We start from the raw sequence: 17,518 nt of genomic DNA, 5'->3' as shown, positions 1-17,518 counted from the left end.
CCCCTGAAATGCGCACAACAATTGCGGAGCGGTCGGCAGTACCCCCAACACCGGCGCGCTCATCGCACGGCCCCGAATTCACCCGACACCCAAGATTTGTCTACCAACATGATTGGCTCTCGATTCGGTTATCCCGGTCATCTGTTCGGATTGTTCGCAACCAGGCTAACTGGATCATGCTCGCTCAGAAGACGAAACGCAAGATTGCGTTATCACTCCTGCAGTAAAGCCACCCTGACAGAACCGGTGGTCACATCCACAGTGCGGCACGACCTTCCGGCGTGCCTCGCCGACTCGCCGTCCACCATGGCAGCCCCTATGTCGCTGTCTTCGCCGAACACGTGACATCGCGGCCACGCAGCGCAATAATGCGATTCATGGCAGGCAAGCGCACGACCCTGACCGTTCGGCTTCGCCGGCTCGCAGCCATGTTGCGCGAGTTACGTGAAAGCGCCCAGCTGAGCAAGGAAGACGTCAGCGCGCGAACCGGTATCAACGTCACCACGCTGTACCGGATCGAAATGGCTCAGGCGCGCCCACAACGCCGCACTCTCGGCGCGATGCTCGACCTGTATCAGGTGGACGACAAAATGCGCGAGGAAGCACTCAGCCTGCTCACCGACGCACTGAAACCCGGCATGTCCCGGCCTTACGAAGGCGCGGTGTCGGAGGTGTACGCGAATTACATCAATTTCGAGGCGGAAGCGTTGTCGGCCAGGCAGTACCAGACCTCGACGGTGCCCGGCCTGCTGCAGACCTTCGAGTACGCCGCCGCCGTCATCGACACCTCGATGCCACGCCTGGACGCGTCGGTGATGGAGAGCAGGGCACAGGCGCGGATGGATCGCGCCATCAACCTGACCAAGGACGACCCGCTGGAGTTGTGGGTGGTGATGGACGAGGCGGCGATCCGCAGGGTGGTCGGCGGCCCCGCGACCATGGCGGGTCAGCTCGACCGGCTGCTCGACGAGACCAAGCGCAAGAACGTGATCCTGCAGGTACTTCCGTTCGACGCGGGCGCTCACCCAGGAATGGCCGGGTCGTTCACGCTGCTCGACTTCCGCAATCCGGTCGACCCCGAACTGGTGTACGTGGAAAGTATGTCGGTGCACGACCTCGTCGAGGGGCACTCCGAGATCCGCCGATTCGGGGTGATCTTCGACCAGCTGCGGGCGATGGCGTTGAGCCCGCGAGACTCGGCGAAGCTGATCACCGAAGCACGGGACGCGATCACGCGGTCCGCGGCCGCTCAGTAGCGGCTGGCTCGGCGGAAACCGATCGCGGCGGGGAGGGCGAAGACCGCGATCGCACCGAGAGACCAGGCCAGGGTGGCCAGCAGTGGCTCGCGCACGGGACCGCCGAGCGAGAGCCCGCGCATGGTGTCGATGGCGTGGGTGAGTGGGTTGTGCTCCACGATCGGGCGGGCCCAGCCGGGATAGGCGGCGAGCGGGACGAAACCGGTGCTGAAGAACATCAGCATCGATGAACCCAGCGAAACGACCTCCACCAATGCGGCTTTCGCGGTGTACACGGCCAGCGCCGTGACCATGGTCGCGAACCCGAGTCCGTACAGCACCGGGATCGTGAACAGCGCGATCGCGGCCGACGGTCCCTGCGTGAAGCGGAAACCGAGCGCGATCCCGACAGCGAAGATCACCAGCGTGCACAGCAGGATTCGCACACCTTCGGCGAGGACTCGCGACAGCAGACCCGATGCTCGATGGACCGGCAGTACCCAGAATCGCGACAGCAGTCCGGCATCGCGCTCGCGGCCCAGGGTGACGGCTCCGGCGAGCGAGCCCGACATCACCCCGACCAGGGAGACCATCGGGACCGAGCCGTAGAGTGCGTCGGCTCCGGCGAACGACGACACCTGCTTGCCGAGGACGGCGTTCAACATCACCAGCAGCAGGGCCGGGAAGAACAGGGCCTGCATCACGGTCAACGGGTCGCGCCCCCAGCGCGTCAGCAGCCGCTTGGTCTGGATCACGGTCTGCGGAACCAGCATGCGCAACGACTCGGTGCGGCGGATGACCGTCGGCATGGCGATGGCGGTCATGCCGACCGCCGCGCGGCGTGTCGCCAGGCCAGACCGGCACAGACCAGCAGGATCCCGATCGCCCAGGCCAGCCCGGGGCCGAGCGTCGCGAGGTCCACCGCCCCCGCGTTGCCGGTGGAATCACCCGCCAGCGCGCGCAGACACTCGACGAACTGCGAGACCGGCTGATTGCGGGCGAAACCTTGGATCCAGTCGGGAAACTGATTCGCCGGTGCGAATCCGGTGGACACCATGCCGAAGATCAACTGGGGCAGTACCAGGAGCTGGGTCGTGGCTTCGGGGCTGGCGGACAGGCTGCCGAGCAGGTCGGCGCCACAGCACAGCGCCGTCGCGATCAGCACGGCGAACACGAGAAAGCCCGCTGTGTGCCACCAGCTCCCGTAGAAACGGAAACCGATGACAGCGCCGCAGCCGAGCGCGGCGGCAACCGCGATCACCGCGCGATGGGCGGCGGCGGTGATCCTGGCCGCGAAGGGAACCCAGCGCGGCATCGGCAGGGTGGCGAAACGGATGTCGAGCCCGGCGCGGGCATCGGTGGCGGAGCGGAACGCGGCCGTGACGGCACAGAACGCCGCCGCCTGCATGACGATCATCGGCATCAGGAATTGGGCGTAACTACTCAGGCCGTGCCCGTACACGGTCATCACCAGGTTGAGCGGGACGTAGAAGCCGATCGTGAACACCGCGGGGGCGAGCAGGGCGGTGAGGATCTCGCCGGTGCGCCAGGCCGGGCGGATCAGGCGTTGCGCGAGCACCCCCCACTGGGTGAGCGCCACCGGCGGCGAGCGGTCGGGAACAGGCTCGTCGGTGGTCAGCACCCTTCCATCGTGGCCGATGCGCCCTGTGGTGCCGGGGAACTCGGTCAGCATGTCGTGCGCGCCGAGGACGGGGTGGTCGCGAGAATTCGGGCGATTTCGGCAAGGAGATCGGGTGCGGTGAGTTCGTCGGGGGTCGCGTCCAGGACGTAGCCGGTGACCGCGCCCTCGACATTGGGGCGCCAATGACGCACCGTGGCACCGGGATCGAGGCGATCGGTGCCGTCGAGGTCGCGGCCCGCCACGCACACGGTCAGGTCACCGGGAAGCCACGAGGGTCGATGGCCGTTCAGCATGCCCGCGGCCGTGTTGCTCATCTCGGTGAGTCGGGTGAGATCGCTGTCGGTGAGGTCGATCGTTCCCGCCAGGGCGGTGTTGATCGCCGCGGCGGTCGAGGCTGCGGCTGTCGCGCTCGCGTCGGTCGGCGCGGCGCAGCTCGGGGCGCCGAGCAGTGGCGCGAATCGGTCGGCGGTCAGTGGCGCGGGGGCATCGGTGGCGAGCAGGACGACGCGGACGTGTTCGCCTGCCGCCCGGAGCCGGACGGCGAGTTCGTGGGCGATGACACCGCCCACCGACCAACCGAGTAGCTGGTAGGGCCCGTGCGGGGCGATGCGGCGGATCTCGGTGAGGTAGCGGGCGGCGTACTCGCCGATCGTGCGCGGTTCGGCGCCGGCCTGCAGGCCGTAGATCGGAACCCGGTGATCGAGGTGGGCGACCAGGCCGACGTAGTTCCAGGCCAGTGCCGCTTCACCGGCCAGGCAGAACAGCGGCGCGCCGTCGACACCGGTGCTGCGCGGGCGGATCGGCAGCACGATCGCCGTTGCCGCGGACTCGGCGCGCTCGCCTACGGGCGATTCCGCCGGACAACACTCGGTCCGCCCACCAGCGGACGGCAGGTCGACCGGATCATCGCGCGTGCTCACAACAAAGGATACGTCGTACGAAACATCCGGCGGCCCACTGCTTTCGGGGTCTCCCGCCACTGACCGAACTCGCATTCGAACCTCCTTCGCCCACCGACAACAGACGGTGCGAGATCCACTGTCGCGGACGAAGGCCCCGAACCCCACCACCCCCGGGGCCCGGTCTCACCCACCCAGGTGGCGGCGAAACCACCCTTGGTGGGTTCGCTCGGTCGTCAATAGGTGTTCAACGGCAGGCTGCACACACCGGACCACAGGTCGTCGATCAGGCGTTCGTAGCTGTCGGCGAGGTCGTCGAGGCGGACCCATTCGTCGTAGAAGACCGACTCCGGGGCGCCTGCCAGGGCGACGAAAGCCTGGGTGCAGTGTTCGGCGAGGCGGTCGACCAGGCCGCCGAGGGTTTCGCAGTGTTCGCCGGCCGCGGCGGGCGGCACGGGAGCCGCGAGGATGACCCAGCGGTCGATCGCGCGCATCAGCTGGCCGCGGCGGCGGTCGATGTGCTCGGCCTCGCTCACCGGAGTTCGCTCGCGCAACTGGTGCAGCAGCGCCAGTTCGCCCGCGGCATCGAGTAGCGGGTGGTCATCGTGTGGCAAACCTCGGAAGGCGGCCAGGAGCACATCACGACCGGGCAGCATCGCCTCGCGTGCCGAATGCCGCATTTCACCGCTCCCCCGTCGATCCGACGACGTCAACACGGGAAAACTTCATCTGACACACCTCCGGCTCGGGCACGACACCCCGGTGGAGGTGTCATCGCGTGCGGACGGAACGCACCGGGCAGACGCGGATCGCGCCCGCCCGGCAATCATCGCGCCACCTACTGTCCCCTACTACGCCCCCGGCGGAGCCGGTTTGCCCACCGGACATTCGGGTTGTCCGCAACGCCTCAGTTGTCCGCCGGGGTCGCTCCTACTGCACGCGCAGGCTTCCGAACAGGCCGTCCTTCTCGTCCTGCGGGCCCGCGGTGAAGTACAGCGCGTTCGCATCCCCCAGGCTCTCGCCGTTGCCGAACATCAGCGCCCACAGCCCGTCGATCTCGACCGGCTTCGCCGCACTGTCGCGCAGGTAGTCGACGAAGGTGCCGGTGGTGTCGTCGTAGGCGAGCACGCGACCGAGGCCGCCGAAGTTGCCGATCAGCAGCTTGCCCGAGAGCGCGCCGAAGTTCGACGGCGCGATCGCCACGCCCCAGGGCGCGTTGAGCCTGCCGCCGTCGTCGATGATGCGCACCAGCTTGCCCGCGGCGTCGAACTCGGCGACCTTGCCCTTGTCGGGCTTGCCGCCCGACGCCTTGTCCTGGTCGGCGTCGAGCGAGACTTCCTCGGCCTTGTCGAATGCCTTCGGATCGTCCTCGTCGGGCTGAGTTATGGCGTAGGACACGAACACTCGGCTACCGAGCGTGGTGATGTTGAACGGCGCCGGGTCGCCGGGCACAGCCTTCTTGCCCTTCTCGGGCGTGGAGGGGTCGATCACGTCACCGGTGGCGAACGGGTTGGCGAAACCGGTGGTCGCGACCGGCTGCCAGTTCTTGTCGAAGGTGCGCACCTGCGGGTCGGTGCCGAAATCGGCGGCCAACAGCTTGTCGCCCGAGGGGGCCAACGCGATCCCGAAGAAGGCCATGCCCTGCCCGGAACCGTCGAACACCTGGTTCGCGCCGCCGTCGCGGCGCACGATCGCGCCGTCGGGGGCCTGCTCGGTCCAGGCCGAGATCTTGCCCGAATCGGTGGCGAAGATGAAGCGCGAGGAACCGCCGAGCGGGATCGGCATGCCGTCGACATCGACCCACTGGTCGCGCACCACGAACAGGTCCGAGTTGATCGGCGCCGGATTGAACACGACGCCGGTGGCCTTGCCGATGCTCTTGTCGGAGGTGTCGGCATCGGCGCCGGGGATGCCGACGACCTCGAGCTGGTCCTGGGTCAGCTTCTGCAGCTTGGGGTCCGAGGACGACTGCACGTCCCCGAGGAACTGGAACGACTTGCCGCCCGCGCCGACCCAGAAGTGCCCACCGGCGCCCTTCGGACGATCGGCCAAGCCCCAGGCGTTGACCATGCCGGGCAGCGTGAACTGGGCGTGATAGGAGTCCTTGTCGGCGGCCAGGTTGGTCTGGCCGTAGCGGTTGCCGTCCAACGCGGCCACGTTGTCGGTCGAGGGCTCGGTGTTCGCGCACGCCGCGGCGAGCAACACTGCCGCACCGAGTACCGCACCGCGCACCAGCCCGGACCGCACCCCGCGGGCACCCCTCACATGTCCGTTCACGTTCTATCCTTTCGGCCTTCCGCCGGACGGCGTTCAGGCGAGCCTGACCTTAGCGTGACCGGTCCGACGGCGTGCCGTGACCGTCATCGGATCCGCAGGTCTAGGCTGTCGGCCGTGGTCGAACCCTCCCCCTCCATCGCCCCGCACCCCGCGATCGCCGCCCTGGCCCCACTCCTCGGCACCTGGCGCGGACGCGGACACGGCGAATACCCGACGATCGAGCCTTTCGACTACGTCGAGGAGATCACCTTCGGACACCTGGGCAGGCCGTTCCTCACCTACAAGCAACGGACCAAGGCGGGCTCCGACGGTCGGCCGCTGCACGCGGAGACCGGCTACCTGCGCAGCCCCGCGCCCGGCCGCGTCGAACTCGTCCTCGCGCATCCGACCGGCATCACCGAGATCTGCGAGGGCACGATCACCGAAACGGTGGACGGAATTCGACTGGAATTGAACTCGACGAATATCGGACTGAGCGAATCGGCAAAGCCGGTTACCGCGGTCGGGCGCTCTTTCCATGTCACCGGCGACACGATCGAGTACACGTTGCGGATGGCGGCGGTCGGCGAATCCTTACAGCATCACCTCGCCGCGACTCTGCAACGCGGCTGAGTCACATGTAATGCGGTAATTTACCCCAGAACCGCTTCTGATCAGCGCATTCACGCGATCGATTCCGGTAGTTCACTTTTCCATCACGGCCCGGTAGCAGTTGTGTTCGAACACGCCCGCACATAGGGCAACAATTGTGTGTCGCTTACTGACGCCGCCTGTCGCCGCGGTAACCGTCGTTCTACGGTTGAACACCAGTTAATCCTCAGACAATCCAACGGTTGCCCCGCGAACACGTCGAAACCCTGAATGAGGGAGACGAAACAATGAGGCGTTCCACTCTGATCTTGACCACTGCGGGGATGATCCTCGGCGGCGCGGCCGCCATCGACGTCCTCGACGCCGCGGCCACCGGGGCAGCACCCGAGCCCGTCGTCAGCTACAACGTGCTGCACGACACCGCGTCATCCCACACCGAGAGCACCTCGCTCGCGGTGGTGCGCGGCCTGCTTGCTCCCGAGGGTTGATCCACTGCCCGCTCGACCGGCTGGTCAGTAGCCGGCGGGCAGTGCGGCGAACATGTCCCGGGTGACGGCGACCGCGTTGTCGGAACTGCCGCCCTTCACCAGCAGCGTCGCGAACGCGATGTCGCCGCGATAGCCGATGAACCACGAGTGCGATCCACCCTCGACCTCGGCCTCGCCGGTCTTGCCGTAGACCTCGCCCTGATCTCTGATGCGTTCGGCCGTGCCGCCGGTGACCACCATGCGCATCATCGAACGCAGCCCCTCGACCACCTCCGGCGCGATCGCGGGCCGATCACCGGTGACCTCCGTCGGCCTGCCCGTGATCAGATACGGCACCGGCGCGGCACCGTTGGCGACTGTCGCGGCCATCACAGCCATCCCGAACGGGCTCACCACCACGCGGCCCTGACCGATGCCGTCCTCGGCGCGCTGCACCAGGCCCTCGGCTTCGGGCACCGACCCCGACATCGTCGGCAGGCCCTCGACCCGGTAGTCCTGGCCGATCCCGAGGCGGGCTGCTGCCTGGGTGAGCGCGTCGGGTTCGAGCCTGCTCGCCAGCTTGGCGAAGGTGGTGTTGCACGACCTCTCGTAGGCGGTCGCCATCGGCACGTCACCGACGGAGAACATGTTGTAGTTGGGGATGGTGCGTTCGCCGATGATGGTGCTGCTGGGACAGGGCAGCACGGTGTCGGGGGTGGCCAGCCCGGACGCCATCGCCGCCGAGGCGGTGACCGTCTTGAAGATCGAGCCCGGCGGATACTGACCACTGGTGGCCACCGGGCCGTCGCGGTCGGCGGCCTTGTTCTGGGCCACCGCGAGGATCGCACCCGACGACGGACGCAGCACCACCATCATGGTCTGCTCGGTGCGCAGGTCGACGGCGTGCTGGGCGGAATTCTGCACGAACCGATCGATGCTCAACGCGAACGACGGTGCGGGTTCGGCCGCTTCCTCGTGCAGCACAGCGAGATCGGCGCCGTCGGCATTGCGGGTGACCACGCTCCAGCCCGCCTTCCCGTCGACCTCGGCGATCACCGTTTTGCGGACCTGGGTGAGCAGGTCGGGCGCGAATTTGCGGTCGGTGGGCACCATGTCCCACTCCTGGGTCAGTGTCACCCCGGGCAGACCGATCAGTTCGCCGCCGATGGTCTCGGCCTCGTATTCGTTGAGCAGGATCACGGTGTGCGCGCCACCGGTCCTGCGCGCCGAGGCGAGGATGGTCTGCGGGGTGTAGGCGACGGGGTCGATGCGGCTCAGCGCCGCGGCGAGCGCACCGGCGACGCGGCTGGGGTCGGGGGCGTCGGCCACGGTGAACTTCACCCGCGAGACCTTGCCCGGCACCAGCACGTCGCTGCCCGCCGACTCGTTGACCCTGGCCCGCGGCGCGGGTCGGGTACGCAATTCCATGCTCTGGGTGTCGCCGAGTTTCGGGTGGATGTCGGAGGAGCTCCAGCGAACCAGCCAGCGTCCGTCGCTGCGGCCCATCTGCAGTTCGCCGGAGTAGGTCCACTGGCGCCCCTTGGGCAGGGTCCACTCGTAGGTGTAGTCGACCGTCGCGGTGTCACCGTTGACACGCGCGTCACCGGTACGGATCGACAGTTTCTCCGCCTGCAACGCCTGCCAGGTCGAAGTCAGTGCCGCTGTTGCCTTCTCGGGTGCGGTGGTCAACGCCGCGGCCGCGGTGAGATCGTGCTCGGCGAACGCCTCGGCGAAGGCGTCGGCAGCGGGCACCGGCCCCTGGGCGCCGGACGAACAGGCGGTCGCCGCGAAGGCGAGGGCGGCCACCGCGCACGTGGTGAGCATCCGTGTCCTCATCGGCATCGATGGTAGCGGCGAAGAGCCCGCTGACCTCGGCGCCACGCGCCGAAGTTTCAGTCCACCAAGACCGTTGCGAAGGTGGCGATCTGGCGGAAACCCACCCGGTTGTAGGCGCGGCGGGCGATGCCGTTGTAGTCGTTGACATACAGGCTCGCCGTGCGGCCCGTTGCCACAACAGCATTGGCGACCGCGGCGGTGCCCGCGGTACCGACGCCCGCGCCCCGGTGTTCGGGATGCACCCAGACACCCTGGATCTGGCCGGTGCGTCGCGACAGCGCGCCGATCTCGGCCTTGTAGACGACCTCGCCGTCTTCGAAACGTGCCCAGGCCCTGCCGGATTCGATGAGACTCTTGATCCGCCTGCGATAGCCGCGGCCGCCGTCGCCCGTGCGCGGGTCGATGCCGACCTCTTCGATGAACATGGCGATCGCGGCACCGAGGTAGCGGTCGATCTCGTCGGGTCGCACGCGGCGCACTCCCCCGTCGGCGCGCGCGGTGGCGAGCTCGGCCAGTGCCAGCAGGGGTTGGTCGGCACGCAATTCCCTGGCCGGACCCCAGGACGGGAGCAGCATCTCCCACAGCGGCAGCGCGAGTTCCTGCCGACCGACCACCGAGGAACACACCCGCGGCCAGCGACCCGCCCGATCGGCGAACGCGCGAAGAGCCTGCCGGTCACCGCGTAGCGGAACCAGGTTGGCGCCGGAGAAGCACAGGGAGTCGGCCGGTCCGCCGCGGCTCCACAGCTCGCCGACACCGCTGCGCGAGTCGAGCCCGAATTCCTGCACGCGGGCGGCGATCATGCACGAGGCCACCGGGTCGGCGTCGAGGACGCGCAGCACTTCACCCAGATCTCGCACGGCCACCGGGCGCGCGGGAGAGGATTTGGACCGTCGCGTCGGCTCCAGCAGACTCCGCACGGCACCAGCCTGCCACGAAAGCACGCCGAACGGTACGGGTCCGCCGAATCCGACGCTCGACCGTCAATCGATGCGGTCGGCGGTATCCGTGCCTCGGCATCGCGAAGCCCGCGCGGTGACGCCGCGCGGACCGTGCCCCTGTGTCAGCTGACGGTGACGACCGCTTCGCCGCCCGGCTGCTCGCCCATCTCCTCGGCGATGCGCATCGCCTCTTCGATCAGGGTCTCGACGATCAAATGCTCGGGCACGGTCTTGATGACCTCACCCTTGACGAAGATCTGGCCCTTGCCGTTGCCGGAAGCGACACCGAGGTCGGCCTCGCGTGCCTCGCCGGGGCCGTTCACGACACAGCCCATCACCGCGACGCGCAACGGCACTTCCAAGCCGTCCAGACCGGCCGCGACGGCGTCGGCCAGGGTGTACACGTCCACCTGGGCGCGTCCACACGAGGGGCAGGACACGATCTCGAGCTTGCGTGGGCGCAGGTTCAGCGACTGCAGGATCTGGCCGCCGACCTTGATCTCCTCGGCGGGCGGCGCGGAGAGCGAGACGCGGATCGTGTCGCCGATGCCCTCGCTGAGCAGCGCGCCGAAGGCCACCGCGGACTTGATCGTGCCCTGGAACGCCGGGCCCGCCTCGGTGACGCCGAGGTGCAGCGGGTAGTCACTCCGGGCGGCGAGCTGGCGGTAGGCCTCCACCATGATCACCGGGTCGTTGTGCTTGACCGAGATCTTGATGTCGCCGAAGCCGTGCTCCTCGAACAGGCTCGCCTCCCACAGCGCCGACTCGACCAGCGCCTCAGGCGTGGCCTTGCCGTACTTCTCCAGCATCCGCTTGTCCAGCGAACCGGCATTGACGCCGATGCGGATCGGGATGCCCGCGGCGCCCGCGGCCTTGGCGACCTCGCCGACACGGCCGTCGAATTCCTTGATGTTGCCCGGGTTGACACGCACCGCGGCACAGCCCGCGTCGATGGCGGCGAAGATGTAGCGCGGCTGGAAGTGGATGTCGGCGATCACCGGGATCTGCGACTTCCGCGCGATCGTGGCGAGCGCGTCGGCGTCTTCCTGGCGCGGACAGGCCACCCGCACGATGTCGCAGCCCGAGGCGGTGAGCTCGGCGATCTGCTGCAGGGTGGCGTTGATGTCGTGGGTCTTGGTGGTGGTCATCGACTGCACCGAGATCGGCGAATCACTACCGACGCCGACATTGCCCACCATCAGCTGGCGGGTCTTGCGCCGGGGTGCGAGAACAGCAGCGGGAGCGGCGGGCATCCCCAATCCGATGGTGCTGGTCACGGTCGGCTGCCTTCTTTCGTACGTTTGCCGGTTTCGTGCGCGGAACTCAGGAGGTTCCGTGCTGTGTACCAAAAGTTCCGTGCGTGCAACTCGCTGTCGAGCTTAGTCGCGCAGGGTGACCCGCCGCCCTGTGAGGGCCACGACAGTGAACACATCGCAGTTTTCGGCCGCCCGGATCCGAGGGGCGAGACGGAACGCCGAAGGCGCAGTATCGCCCCTCGGATCCGGGGTTACGAGGCCGAAAACCGCGGCGCCAGCCGCAAATATTACCGCAGCGTGATGGGGTTGACGATGTCGGCGGCCAGCGTGAGCAGCATGAACGCACCACCGATCACCACCGCCACATACGTCAGCGGCAACAGCTTGAGGTAGTCGACCGGGCCGGCCGGGGTCTTGCCGAGCCAGCCTCGGATCGTGTTGCGGACCTTCTCGTAGAGCACCACGGCGATGTGACCGCCGTCGAGCGGCAGCAACGGCAGTAGGTTGAACGCGCCGAGGAAGAAGTTCAGGCTGGCCAGGATCATGATGAACAGGCCCCACAGGCCACGCTCGGCGGTCTCACCACCGAGGCGGCTGGCGCCGTAGACGCTGACCGGGGTCTCCGGGTCGCGCTCGCCGCCGGTGACGGCTTCCCACAGCGCCGACACCTTCTGCGGCATCTTCGCCAGGGACTTCACCGTTTCGACGAAGAAGTCGCCGGTGAACACGATGGTGGCCGGGATCGCGGCGATCGGGCCGTACTGCTTGGGCTCGGCGTAGTCGGGGCCGACACCGACCGCGCTCACCTCACGGCTCGGGCCTTCCTTGGGCGAGCGCACGACGCGCTCGGGGGTGACCGGGACCGTCAGAGTCTGACCGTCGCGGTCGATCGTGTAGGTGAAAGTGCCGGTCTGCTTCTGGGTTTCGGCCTGGAACTGCGCCCAGGTACTCACCTCGACGCCGTTCACGGATTTCACCACGTCGCCGCGCTGCAGGCCGGCACGCTGGGCGGGTCCGTCGCCGGTGCAGTCGGCGAGCGTCTTCTCCGGGGTCTCCGGCGCGACACAGCCCATCGAGCCCAGCGCGGTGGCAGGCGGCTGCTCGAGCTGCGGCAGGCCCCAGCCGATCGCGAGCACGACCAACAGGATGAACCCGAGCAGGAAGTTCATGCCGATGCCGCCGAACATCACGACCAGGCGCTTCCAGGTCGACTGGCGATACATCGCCCGGTCGACTTCCTCCGGCTCGAGCTCGTCGAGCGCCGTCATGCCCGCGATATCGCAGAAACCACCGAGCGGCAGCGCCTTGAGTCCGTACTCGGTCTCACCGCGACGGAACGAGAACACCTTCGGCCCGAAGCCGATGAAGTAGCGGCGCACCTTCATGCCGGTGGCCTGCGCGGTCCACATGTGCCCGCACTCGTGCAGCGCGATCGAGATCGTGATACCGAGGGCGAACAGAGCGAACCCCAGCGCGAAAACCATGTTCTCCCTGCCGTGTTTGTTGGCGGCCGAACGAGCGAGTCAGGACGCGATGGTGTTCGCGGCGTACTCCCTGGCCCAGCGGTCGGCCGCGAGGACGTCGTCCAGGGTATCGGGTTCGGCGTGCCATCGGTCGGCGGCCTCTACCGCGCGGGTGACGGTGCGCACAATCGTGGGGAAGGTGATCTTGCCGTCGAGGAAGGCTTGGACAGCGACCTCGTTGGCGGCGTTGTAGACCGCGGTGACGCTGCCGCCCGCTTCGCCTGCCTGCCGGGCCAGGCGGACGGCGGGGAAGACCTCGTCGTCGACCGGCTCGAAGGTCCAGGTGGAGGCGGTGCCGAAATCGCAGGCGGCGGCCGCGCCGGGGATGCGGTCGGGCCAGCCGAGCGCCAGGGCGATGGGGAGTTTCATGTCGGGGGGGCTGGCCTGGGCCAGGGTCGAGCCGTCGGTGAACGTGACCATCGAGTGGACGATCGATTGCGGGTGCACTGTGACGTCGATGCGGTCGTAGGGCACACCGAAGAGCAGGTGGGTTTCGATCAGTTCCAGGCCCTTGTTGACCAGCGAGGCCGAGTTCAGGGTGTTCATCGGGCCCATCGACCAGGTCGGGTGGGTTTTCGCCTCGGCGGGGTTCACCGATTCGAGCATCTCGGTGGTCCACCCCCGAAACGGTCCGCCCGAGGCGGTGAGAACGAGGCGGTCGACCTCCTCGGCGCGACCGCCGCGCAGGCACTGGGCCAGCGCGGAGTGCTCGGAATCGACCGGCACGATCTGGCCGGGCGCGGCGGCGCGCGTCACCAGGGAGCCGCCCGCTACGAGCGATTCCTTGTTCGCCAGCGCCAACCGGGTGCCCGCGCGCAGCGTGGCCAGGGTGGGCCCGAGACCCAGCGAACCGACCAGGGCGTTGAGCACGACGTCGGCTTCGGTTCGGCGGACCAGCTCGGTCACCGCGTCGGGGCCGCCGAGTTCCAGCTCGAGCGCCTGCGCGGCGGCGGGATCGGCGACGGCGACGTTGCGGGTGCCGGTGGCCGCCATCTGCTCGGCCAGCAGCGCGGGGTTGCCGCCGCGCGCCGCCAGACCGACCACCTCGAAGCGGTCGGGATTGGCGGCGATCACCTCGAGCGCCTGGGTGCCGATCGAACCGGTACTGCCGAGAAGCAGCACCTTCACCCGATCGGTGGACTGGGAGCGGCCGTGCGCGGCACGCGTTGGGGGGTGGGACACGGCCCCATTGTGGCAGGGCTGCTGGCTACGACGGACGGTCGTATGCCACGATATGCTCACTCGCCCAACCAGAACTCGAGCCCTTAGGAGCGATCGTGGCAGCCACGGACCTCGATAAAGCCAGCACCGAGCGTGCCGTCGCGACCAGCGTCGACCCTGCCGAGGTGCCCTCGGCCGCCTGGGGCTGGAGCGGTGAGTCGCGCAAAACCTTCCAGATCGCCGGTTGGTTCGTCGTGGTGGCCCTGCTCGCCATGACCATCGGCAACCACCAGGGTCATGTCGAGGACATCTTCCTCGTCGGCTTGGCCGGCCTGATGGCGCTCGTGCTGGTCGTCGACTCGCTCACCCGGCGCATCCCGAAGTAACACCTCACGGTGGCAAGCCCACGCCTGCGGTAGCGATCACAGTGCACCGCAGGCGTTTTCGTGTCGGCTCAGCGGCCACGCCGGGCCGGTTTGCGACCACGCGCGGCAGCCTTCTCGGGAGCCGGTTTCTTGACCGCGGGCTTCTTCGCCGGAGCTTTCCGAGCCTGCGCCGCGCGAGCCTGTTCCGGTTCCGCCACCCCGCCGCGGGAGCTGTTCGCCGAGCGGCCGCGCACGATGCCGACGAACTCCTCCAGCAGGTCGCTGTCGGTTCCGGCGGGCCAGGCCAGCGCGATCTCGGTGAACTCGGTGTCGCCGATCGGGCGGTAGACCAGATCGCGGCGGTGGTGCAGACGGGCGATGGACTGCGGCATGATCGCCGCGCCACCGACCGCGGCGACGAGGGCGAGCGTGTCCACGGCCTGATCGAGATCGGCGCTGTCCTGGATCGTTTCCCGCGCCAGATCGGCCGGGCTGATCGACTCGAGCAGCGACAGCGCGTCGTCCTTCTGCACGACCGCGACCGGTGTCTCCTGCCACAGCGGGATCGCGTTCAGCGCGGTCCGGTCGATGGGCAAGCGGACGAAGCACAGGTCGACGCGCCCCTCGCGCAGCGCCGACTCCTGCGCGCCCTGCGCGACGCCCACGACCTCGAGTGGATGGTCGGGTAGCCGCTCACCCCAGATCCGCGCCCACTTCGACACCGTCACCCCCGGCACGAACCCCACCCGCAGGCTCGCGGGCGCGTCGGGCTTCTGCTCGCGTTCGGCCTGCTCCTGGACCCGAATCAGGTCCCTGGCTCGCAGGAGCAGGGCATTGCCGTCGTCGGTGAGCTGGGTGGGCGAGGCACCGGGCACGAACACGCGAGTGCCCAATTCCTGCTCCAACTCGATCACCGTGGCGCTCAGCGCCTGCCGCGGGATTCGCAGCGCCTTGGCCGCGCGGGCGAAGTGCAGCTCCTCGGCGACGGCGACGAAACGACGCAATCGGTCGAGGTCGATGGAGTCGGCGGCGGAGACGTCGAAGTCGCTCATTCTGACCAGAATATGGCACCCACCGACCGGCCCGGCGCACCGATCAGATGTTTACCAGCAGCGCGATCACGCCGGCGACCACGACGACCACGACCAGCAGCAGCGCATAGGTGCCCAGCGCTGATCCCCAGCCGCCGGATCGCGGTGGCGGACTCGGCATCCGGGCCGGTTGCTGCTGCCAGTACTGCGGGGTGGGCGCGTACTGCGGCTGTGGCTGTGGCACGCGCGGGGGAATCGGCGCCGGGCTGTAGAGGGGGGTGCCTGTCGAACTCACCGGGCGCATGGGCTGCATACCGACGAACGGCTGGGCGTGCGCACCCGAGGTCGGCCGGGCGAGCGGGCGGGCACCGGTGGTTCCGGTGCGCACCGCCCGCCGGGCAGCGTCGACGAACTCCTCGCACGAGGCGAACCGGTCGGCGGGCCGCTTGGCCAGCGCACGGGCCATCACGGCGTCGAGCACCTGCGGCAATCCCGCCCGACGCGGACTCACCGGGGGCGGTGGTGCTTGCAGATGGCCGGTGATCACGGCGGCCGGGCTGGTCGACTCGTAGGGCGCGCTGCCCGTCAGCAGCGTGTACAGAGTGCACGCGAGGGAGTACTGGTCGGCGCGGTGATCCAGGGCGGCGCCGGTGAGCTGCTCGGGCGCGGCGTAGGCCAACGTCGCGGTGAACGACCCGGTCTCGGTCAGGTGACCCGAATCATCACGCAGGCGTGCGATGCCGAAGTCGGTGAGGTACACCCGCTCCTGGCTGCTGGAACGCGCCAGCAGGATATTGGCGGGCTTCACGTCGCGGTGCAGCACACCCGCGCGGTGCGCGTAGTCGAGCGCGGCGGCGGTCTCACCGATGATCTGCAGCGCCCGGTCCGTCGGCAAGTTGTGCGGATTGAGCGAGGAGGCGTCGATCCCGTCGATGTACTGCATGCTGATCCAGAGCTGATCACCCTCGACGCCGCGATCGAACACGGTCACGATATTGGGATGATCGAGCTGGGCGACCAGATCGGCTTCGCGCTCGAACCTGGCCCGGATCTCCTTGTCGGAGAACAACTCCCGATTCAGCAGCTTCAACGCCGTCCATCGGGGCAGTCGGGGATGCCTGGCCAGATACACCGACCCCATCCCGCCCTGACCCAGCTGCCGATCGATCGTGTAGCCGGCGAACACCGTCCCGTCAGAAACCATTCTGACCCCCGAATCTCGCTCTTCGTCCGACCGGTGGACCCTACCAAACGGCGCGAACTACGGAGTCGGGTCGATGTCCGGGCAGACCCACCACGGCGCGGCTACCGCTCGCCGCTCCAGGGCGGGCCGAACACAGCTTCGCCCCGCGGTCGACGACCTCGGACGCGCGCGCCGATGCCGGTCCCGCGGCGACAACGCCTGGGCCGCAACCCACTCGAGCTGTTCGGCTGGCCTGATCCCGGTTCGCCTGTCAGTCTGTGGGCGTGAAACGTGACGTTTCCGCTCGCCTCGAGGTCGCGGTCCATGCCGATTCGATGTTGCAGTGTCAGATCGCTGTCGCCCGACATCGCGGACTCGACCTGATCGAGTCCATGACGTGCTCGCTCGACGGCGAGTTCGTGACCCCGCGCGAAGTGGTCGGCGCGCACGGGTCCCGAATCCACGTGCTCGACGTGGGGGCAGGCACTCTCCGGATCGACTATCAGGCGACCGTCCTCGGCACCGCCTTCGTCGAGCCGCCCAGCGACTACGACCTCGCGCTCTACCGGCGACCCAGTCGCTACGCGGAGTCGGACAAGCTACTCGGCTTCGCGGCGGCCGAATTCGGTTACGGCATCGCCGATCCCGAGGTGGCCAACCGGGTCTCGTCGTGGATCGGCAGGCGGATCACCTACGTCCCTGGCAGCAGCACACCCATCGACGGCGCGGTGGAGACGCTGTTGTCGGGCACCGGCGTCTGCCGCGACTTCTCGCACCTGATGGTCGCGCTCCTGCGCGCCGTCGGCGTCCCCGCGCGGGTCGCCGCGGTCTACGCGCCGGGCTGTGTGCCGATGGACTTCCACGCCGTGTGCGAGGCGTACATCGACGGCACGTGGCGGACCTACGACCCGACCGGCCTGGCGCCGCGGTCGAGCCTGGTACGCATCGCCACCGGCCGCGACGCCTCCGATATAGCCTTCCTGGACAACCACGGCGGCGACATCACCCTGAACTTCATGTCGGTCAACGCCTTCGTCGCGGGCCCGCTCCCCTACGACGACTTCGTCGCACCGGTCAGCATCGTCTGACGGACGCGGACGCGTTGCGCTCC

17 protein-coding genes are annotated in these 17,518 nt (G+C 68.4%); 5 read left to right on the top strand and 12 right to left on the bottom strand.

The window, feature by feature from the left end:
- Nucleotides 1–377: 377 nt before the first annotated feature.
- A complete protein-coding gene (locus ACFWUR_RS10720; protein ID WP_378905186.1) occupies nt 378–1,256 on the top strand; it encodes a helix-turn-helix domain-containing protein in 879 nt (292 codons plus the stop codon).
- Here ACFWUR_RS10720 and ACFWUR_RS10715 read toward each other — a convergent pair.
- The 5 genes from ACFWUR_RS10715 to ACFWUR_RS10695 all read right to left on the bottom strand — a co-directional run bounded on the left by ACFWUR_RS10715 (nt 1,250) and on the right by ACFWUR_RS10695 (nt 6,053).
- The gene (locus ACFWUR_RS10715; RefSeq protein ID WP_378905183.1) at nt 1,250–2,059 is read right to left on the bottom strand and encodes an ABC transporter permease; all 810 of its coding nucleotides are present in this window, start codon (nt 2,057–2,059) and stop codon (nt 1,250–1,252) included. The two genes, ACFWUR_RS10720 and ACFWUR_RS10715, sit on opposite strands and share 7 nt — an antisense overlap.
- Nucleotides 2,056–2,877, bottom strand: a complete 822-nt coding sequence (locus tag ACFWUR_RS10710) for an ABC transporter permease (protein ID WP_378905180.1) — start codon at nt 2,875–2,877, stop codon at nt 2,056–2,058. Before ACFWUR_RS10710 ends, ACFWUR_RS10715 begins: the two co-directional genes overlap by 4 nt.
- Nucleotides 2,878–2,921: 44 nt before the next feature.
- Nucleotides 2,922–3,797: a thioesterase domain-containing protein gene (locus tag ACFWUR_RS10705; protein ID WP_378905176.1), complete on the bottom strand. Its 876-nt coding sequence runs from the start codon at nt 3,795–3,797 to the stop codon at nt 2,922–2,924.
- A 215-nt stretch (nt 3,798–4,012) separates the two neighbouring features.
- Nucleotides 4,013–4,456 carry a hypothetical protein gene (locus tag ACFWUR_RS10700; RefSeq protein ID WP_378905173.1) on the bottom strand — a complete coding sequence of 148 codons (444 nt, stop codon included), beginning with the start codon at nt 4,454–4,456 and terminating at the stop codon, nt 4,013–4,015.
- A 250-nt stretch (nt 4,457–4,706) separates the two neighbouring features.
- Complete coding sequence (locus ACFWUR_RS10695; protein ID WP_378905170.1) at nt 4,707–6,053, bottom strand: TIGR03118 family protein; 1,347 nt, start codon at nt 6,051–6,053, stop codon at nt 4,707–4,709.
- A 114-nt stretch (nt 6,054–6,167) separates the two neighbouring features.
- Here ACFWUR_RS10695 and ACFWUR_RS10690 point away from each other — a divergent pair, with 114 nt between their 5' ends.
- Together ACFWUR_RS10690 and ACFWUR_RS10685 are read left to right on the top strand one after the other, a co-directional pair.
- Nucleotides 6,168–6,665 (top strand): peroxynitrite isomerase, encoded by a 498-nt coding sequence (locus tag ACFWUR_RS10690; RefSeq protein WP_378905167.1) that lies wholly within the window; start codon nt 6,168–6,170, stop codon nt 6,663–6,665.
- 266 nt (nt 6,666–6,931) lie between these two features.
- Nucleotides 6,932–7,132 (top strand): hypothetical protein, encoded by a 201-nt coding sequence (locus tag ACFWUR_RS10685; RefSeq protein ID WP_378905164.1) that lies wholly within the window; start codon nt 6,932–6,934, stop codon nt 7,130–7,132.
- A gap of 24 nt (nt 7,133–7,156) precedes the next feature.
- On the opposite strand, the gene ACFWUR_RS10680 is transcribed toward ACFWUR_RS10685, so the two are convergent.
- The 5 genes from ACFWUR_RS10680 to dxr all read right to left on the bottom strand — a co-directional run bounded on the left by ACFWUR_RS10680 (nt 7,157) and on the right by dxr (nt 13,849).
- Nucleotides 7,157–8,947 carry a penicillin-binding transpeptidase domain-containing protein gene (locus ACFWUR_RS10680; RefSeq protein WP_378905161.1) on the bottom strand — a complete coding sequence of 597 codons (1,791 nt, stop codon included), beginning with the start codon at nt 8,945–8,947 and terminating at the stop codon, nt 7,157–7,159.
- Between the two features lie 56 nt (nt 8,948–9,003).
- Nucleotides 9,004–9,858 carry a GNAT family N-acetyltransferase gene (locus ACFWUR_RS10675; protein ID WP_378905783.1) on the bottom strand — a complete coding sequence of 285 codons (855 nt, stop codon included), beginning with the start codon at nt 9,856–9,858 and terminating at the stop codon, nt 9,004–9,006.
- 152 nt (nt 9,859–10,010) lie between these two features.
- Nucleotides 10,011–11,165 (bottom strand): flavodoxin-dependent (E)-4-hydroxy-3-methylbut-2-enyl-diphosphate synthase, encoded by a 1,155-nt coding sequence (gene ispG / locus ACFWUR_RS10670; RefSeq protein WP_378905158.1) that lies wholly within the window; start codon nt 11,163–11,165, stop codon nt 10,011–10,013.
- A 266-nt stretch (nt 11,166–11,431) separates the two neighbouring features.
- Entirely contained in the window at nt 11,432–12,628 is a 1,197-nt protein-coding gene (locus tag ACFWUR_RS10665) for a M50 family metallopeptidase (protein WP_378905155.1), read from the bottom strand.
- A gap of 39 nt (nt 12,629–12,667) precedes the next feature.
- Nucleotides 12,668–13,849, bottom strand: coding sequence for a 1-deoxy-D-xylulose-5-phosphate reductoisomerase (gene dxr / locus ACFWUR_RS10660; RefSeq protein ID WP_378905152.1), 1,182 nt, complete (start codon nt 13,847–13,849; stop codon nt 12,668–12,670).
- A 95-nt stretch (nt 13,850–13,944) separates the two neighbouring features.
- On the opposite strand from dxr, the gene ACFWUR_RS10655 reads away from it, so the two are divergent.
- Nucleotides 13,945–14,214 (top strand): DUF2631 domain-containing protein, encoded by a 270-nt coding sequence (locus ACFWUR_RS10655; RefSeq protein WP_378905149.1) that lies wholly within the window; start codon nt 13,945–13,947, stop codon nt 14,212–14,214.
- A gap of 68 nt (nt 14,215–14,282) precedes the next feature.
- On the opposite strand, the gene ACFWUR_RS10650 is transcribed toward ACFWUR_RS10655, so the two are convergent.
- Nucleotides 14,283–15,245, bottom strand: coding sequence for a LysR family transcriptional regulator (locus ACFWUR_RS10650; protein WP_378905146.1), 963 nt, complete (start codon nt 15,243–15,245; stop codon nt 14,283–14,285).
- A gap of 43 nt (nt 15,246–15,288) precedes the next feature.
- Nucleotides 15,289–16,428 (bottom strand): protein kinase, encoded by a 1,140-nt coding sequence (locus tag ACFWUR_RS10645; RefSeq protein WP_378905143.1) that lies wholly within the window; start codon nt 16,426–16,428, stop codon nt 15,289–15,291.
- 263 nt (nt 16,429–16,691) lie between these two features.
- Here ACFWUR_RS10645 and ACFWUR_RS10640 point away from each other — a divergent pair, with 263 nt between their 5' ends.
- Complete coding sequence (locus ACFWUR_RS10640) at nt 16,692–17,495, top strand: transglutaminase family protein (protein ID WP_378905139.1); 804 nt, start codon at nt 16,692–16,694, stop codon at nt 17,493–17,495.
- Nucleotides 17,496–17,518: the final 23 nt, after the last annotated feature.

The sequence above is a fragment of the Nocardia sp. NPDC058633 genome (assembly GCF_042717045.1).
GTDB lineage: Bacteria > Actinomycetota > Actinomycetes > Mycobacteriales > Mycobacteriaceae > Nocardia.
The sequence above is the reverse complement of the archived record's forward strand: the minus strand, read 5'-3'. Positions and strand labels throughout refer to the sequence as shown.

Excerpts from the sequence above, each read along its gene's own strand:
- ACFWUR_RS10645 (WP_378905143.1), bottom strand. The coding sequence starts at position 16,428 with ATGGTTTCTGACGGGACGGTGTTCGCCGGCTACACGATCGATCGGCAG.
- ACFWUR_RS10650 (WP_378905146.1), bottom strand. The coding sequence starts at position 15,245 with ATGAGCGACTTCGACGTCTCCGCCGCCGACTCCATCGACCTCGACCGA.
- ACFWUR_RS10680 (WP_378905161.1), bottom strand. The coding sequence starts at position 8,947 with ATGAGGACACGGATGCTCACCACGTGCGCGGTGGCCGCCCTCGCCTTC.
- ACFWUR_RS10700 (WP_378905173.1), bottom strand. The coding sequence starts at position 4,456 with ATGCGGCATTCGGCACGCGAGGCGATGCTGCCCGGTCGTGATGTGCTC.
- ACFWUR_RS10720 (WP_378905186.1), top strand. The coding sequence starts at position 378 with ATGGCAGGCAAGCGCACGACCCTGACCGTTCGGCTTCGCCGGCTCGCA.
- ACFWUR_RS10715 (WP_378905183.1), bottom strand. The coding sequence starts at position 2,059 with ATGACCGCCATCGCCATGCCGACGGTCATCCGCCGCACCGAGTCGTTG.
- ACFWUR_RS10685 (WP_378905164.1), top strand. The coding sequence starts at position 6,932 with ATGAGGCGTTCCACTCTGATCTTGACCACTGCGGGGATGATCCTCGGC.
- ACFWUR_RS10665 (WP_378905155.1), bottom strand. The coding sequence starts at position 12,628 with ATGGTTTTCGCGCTGGGGTTCGCTCTGTTCGCCCTCGGTATCACGATC.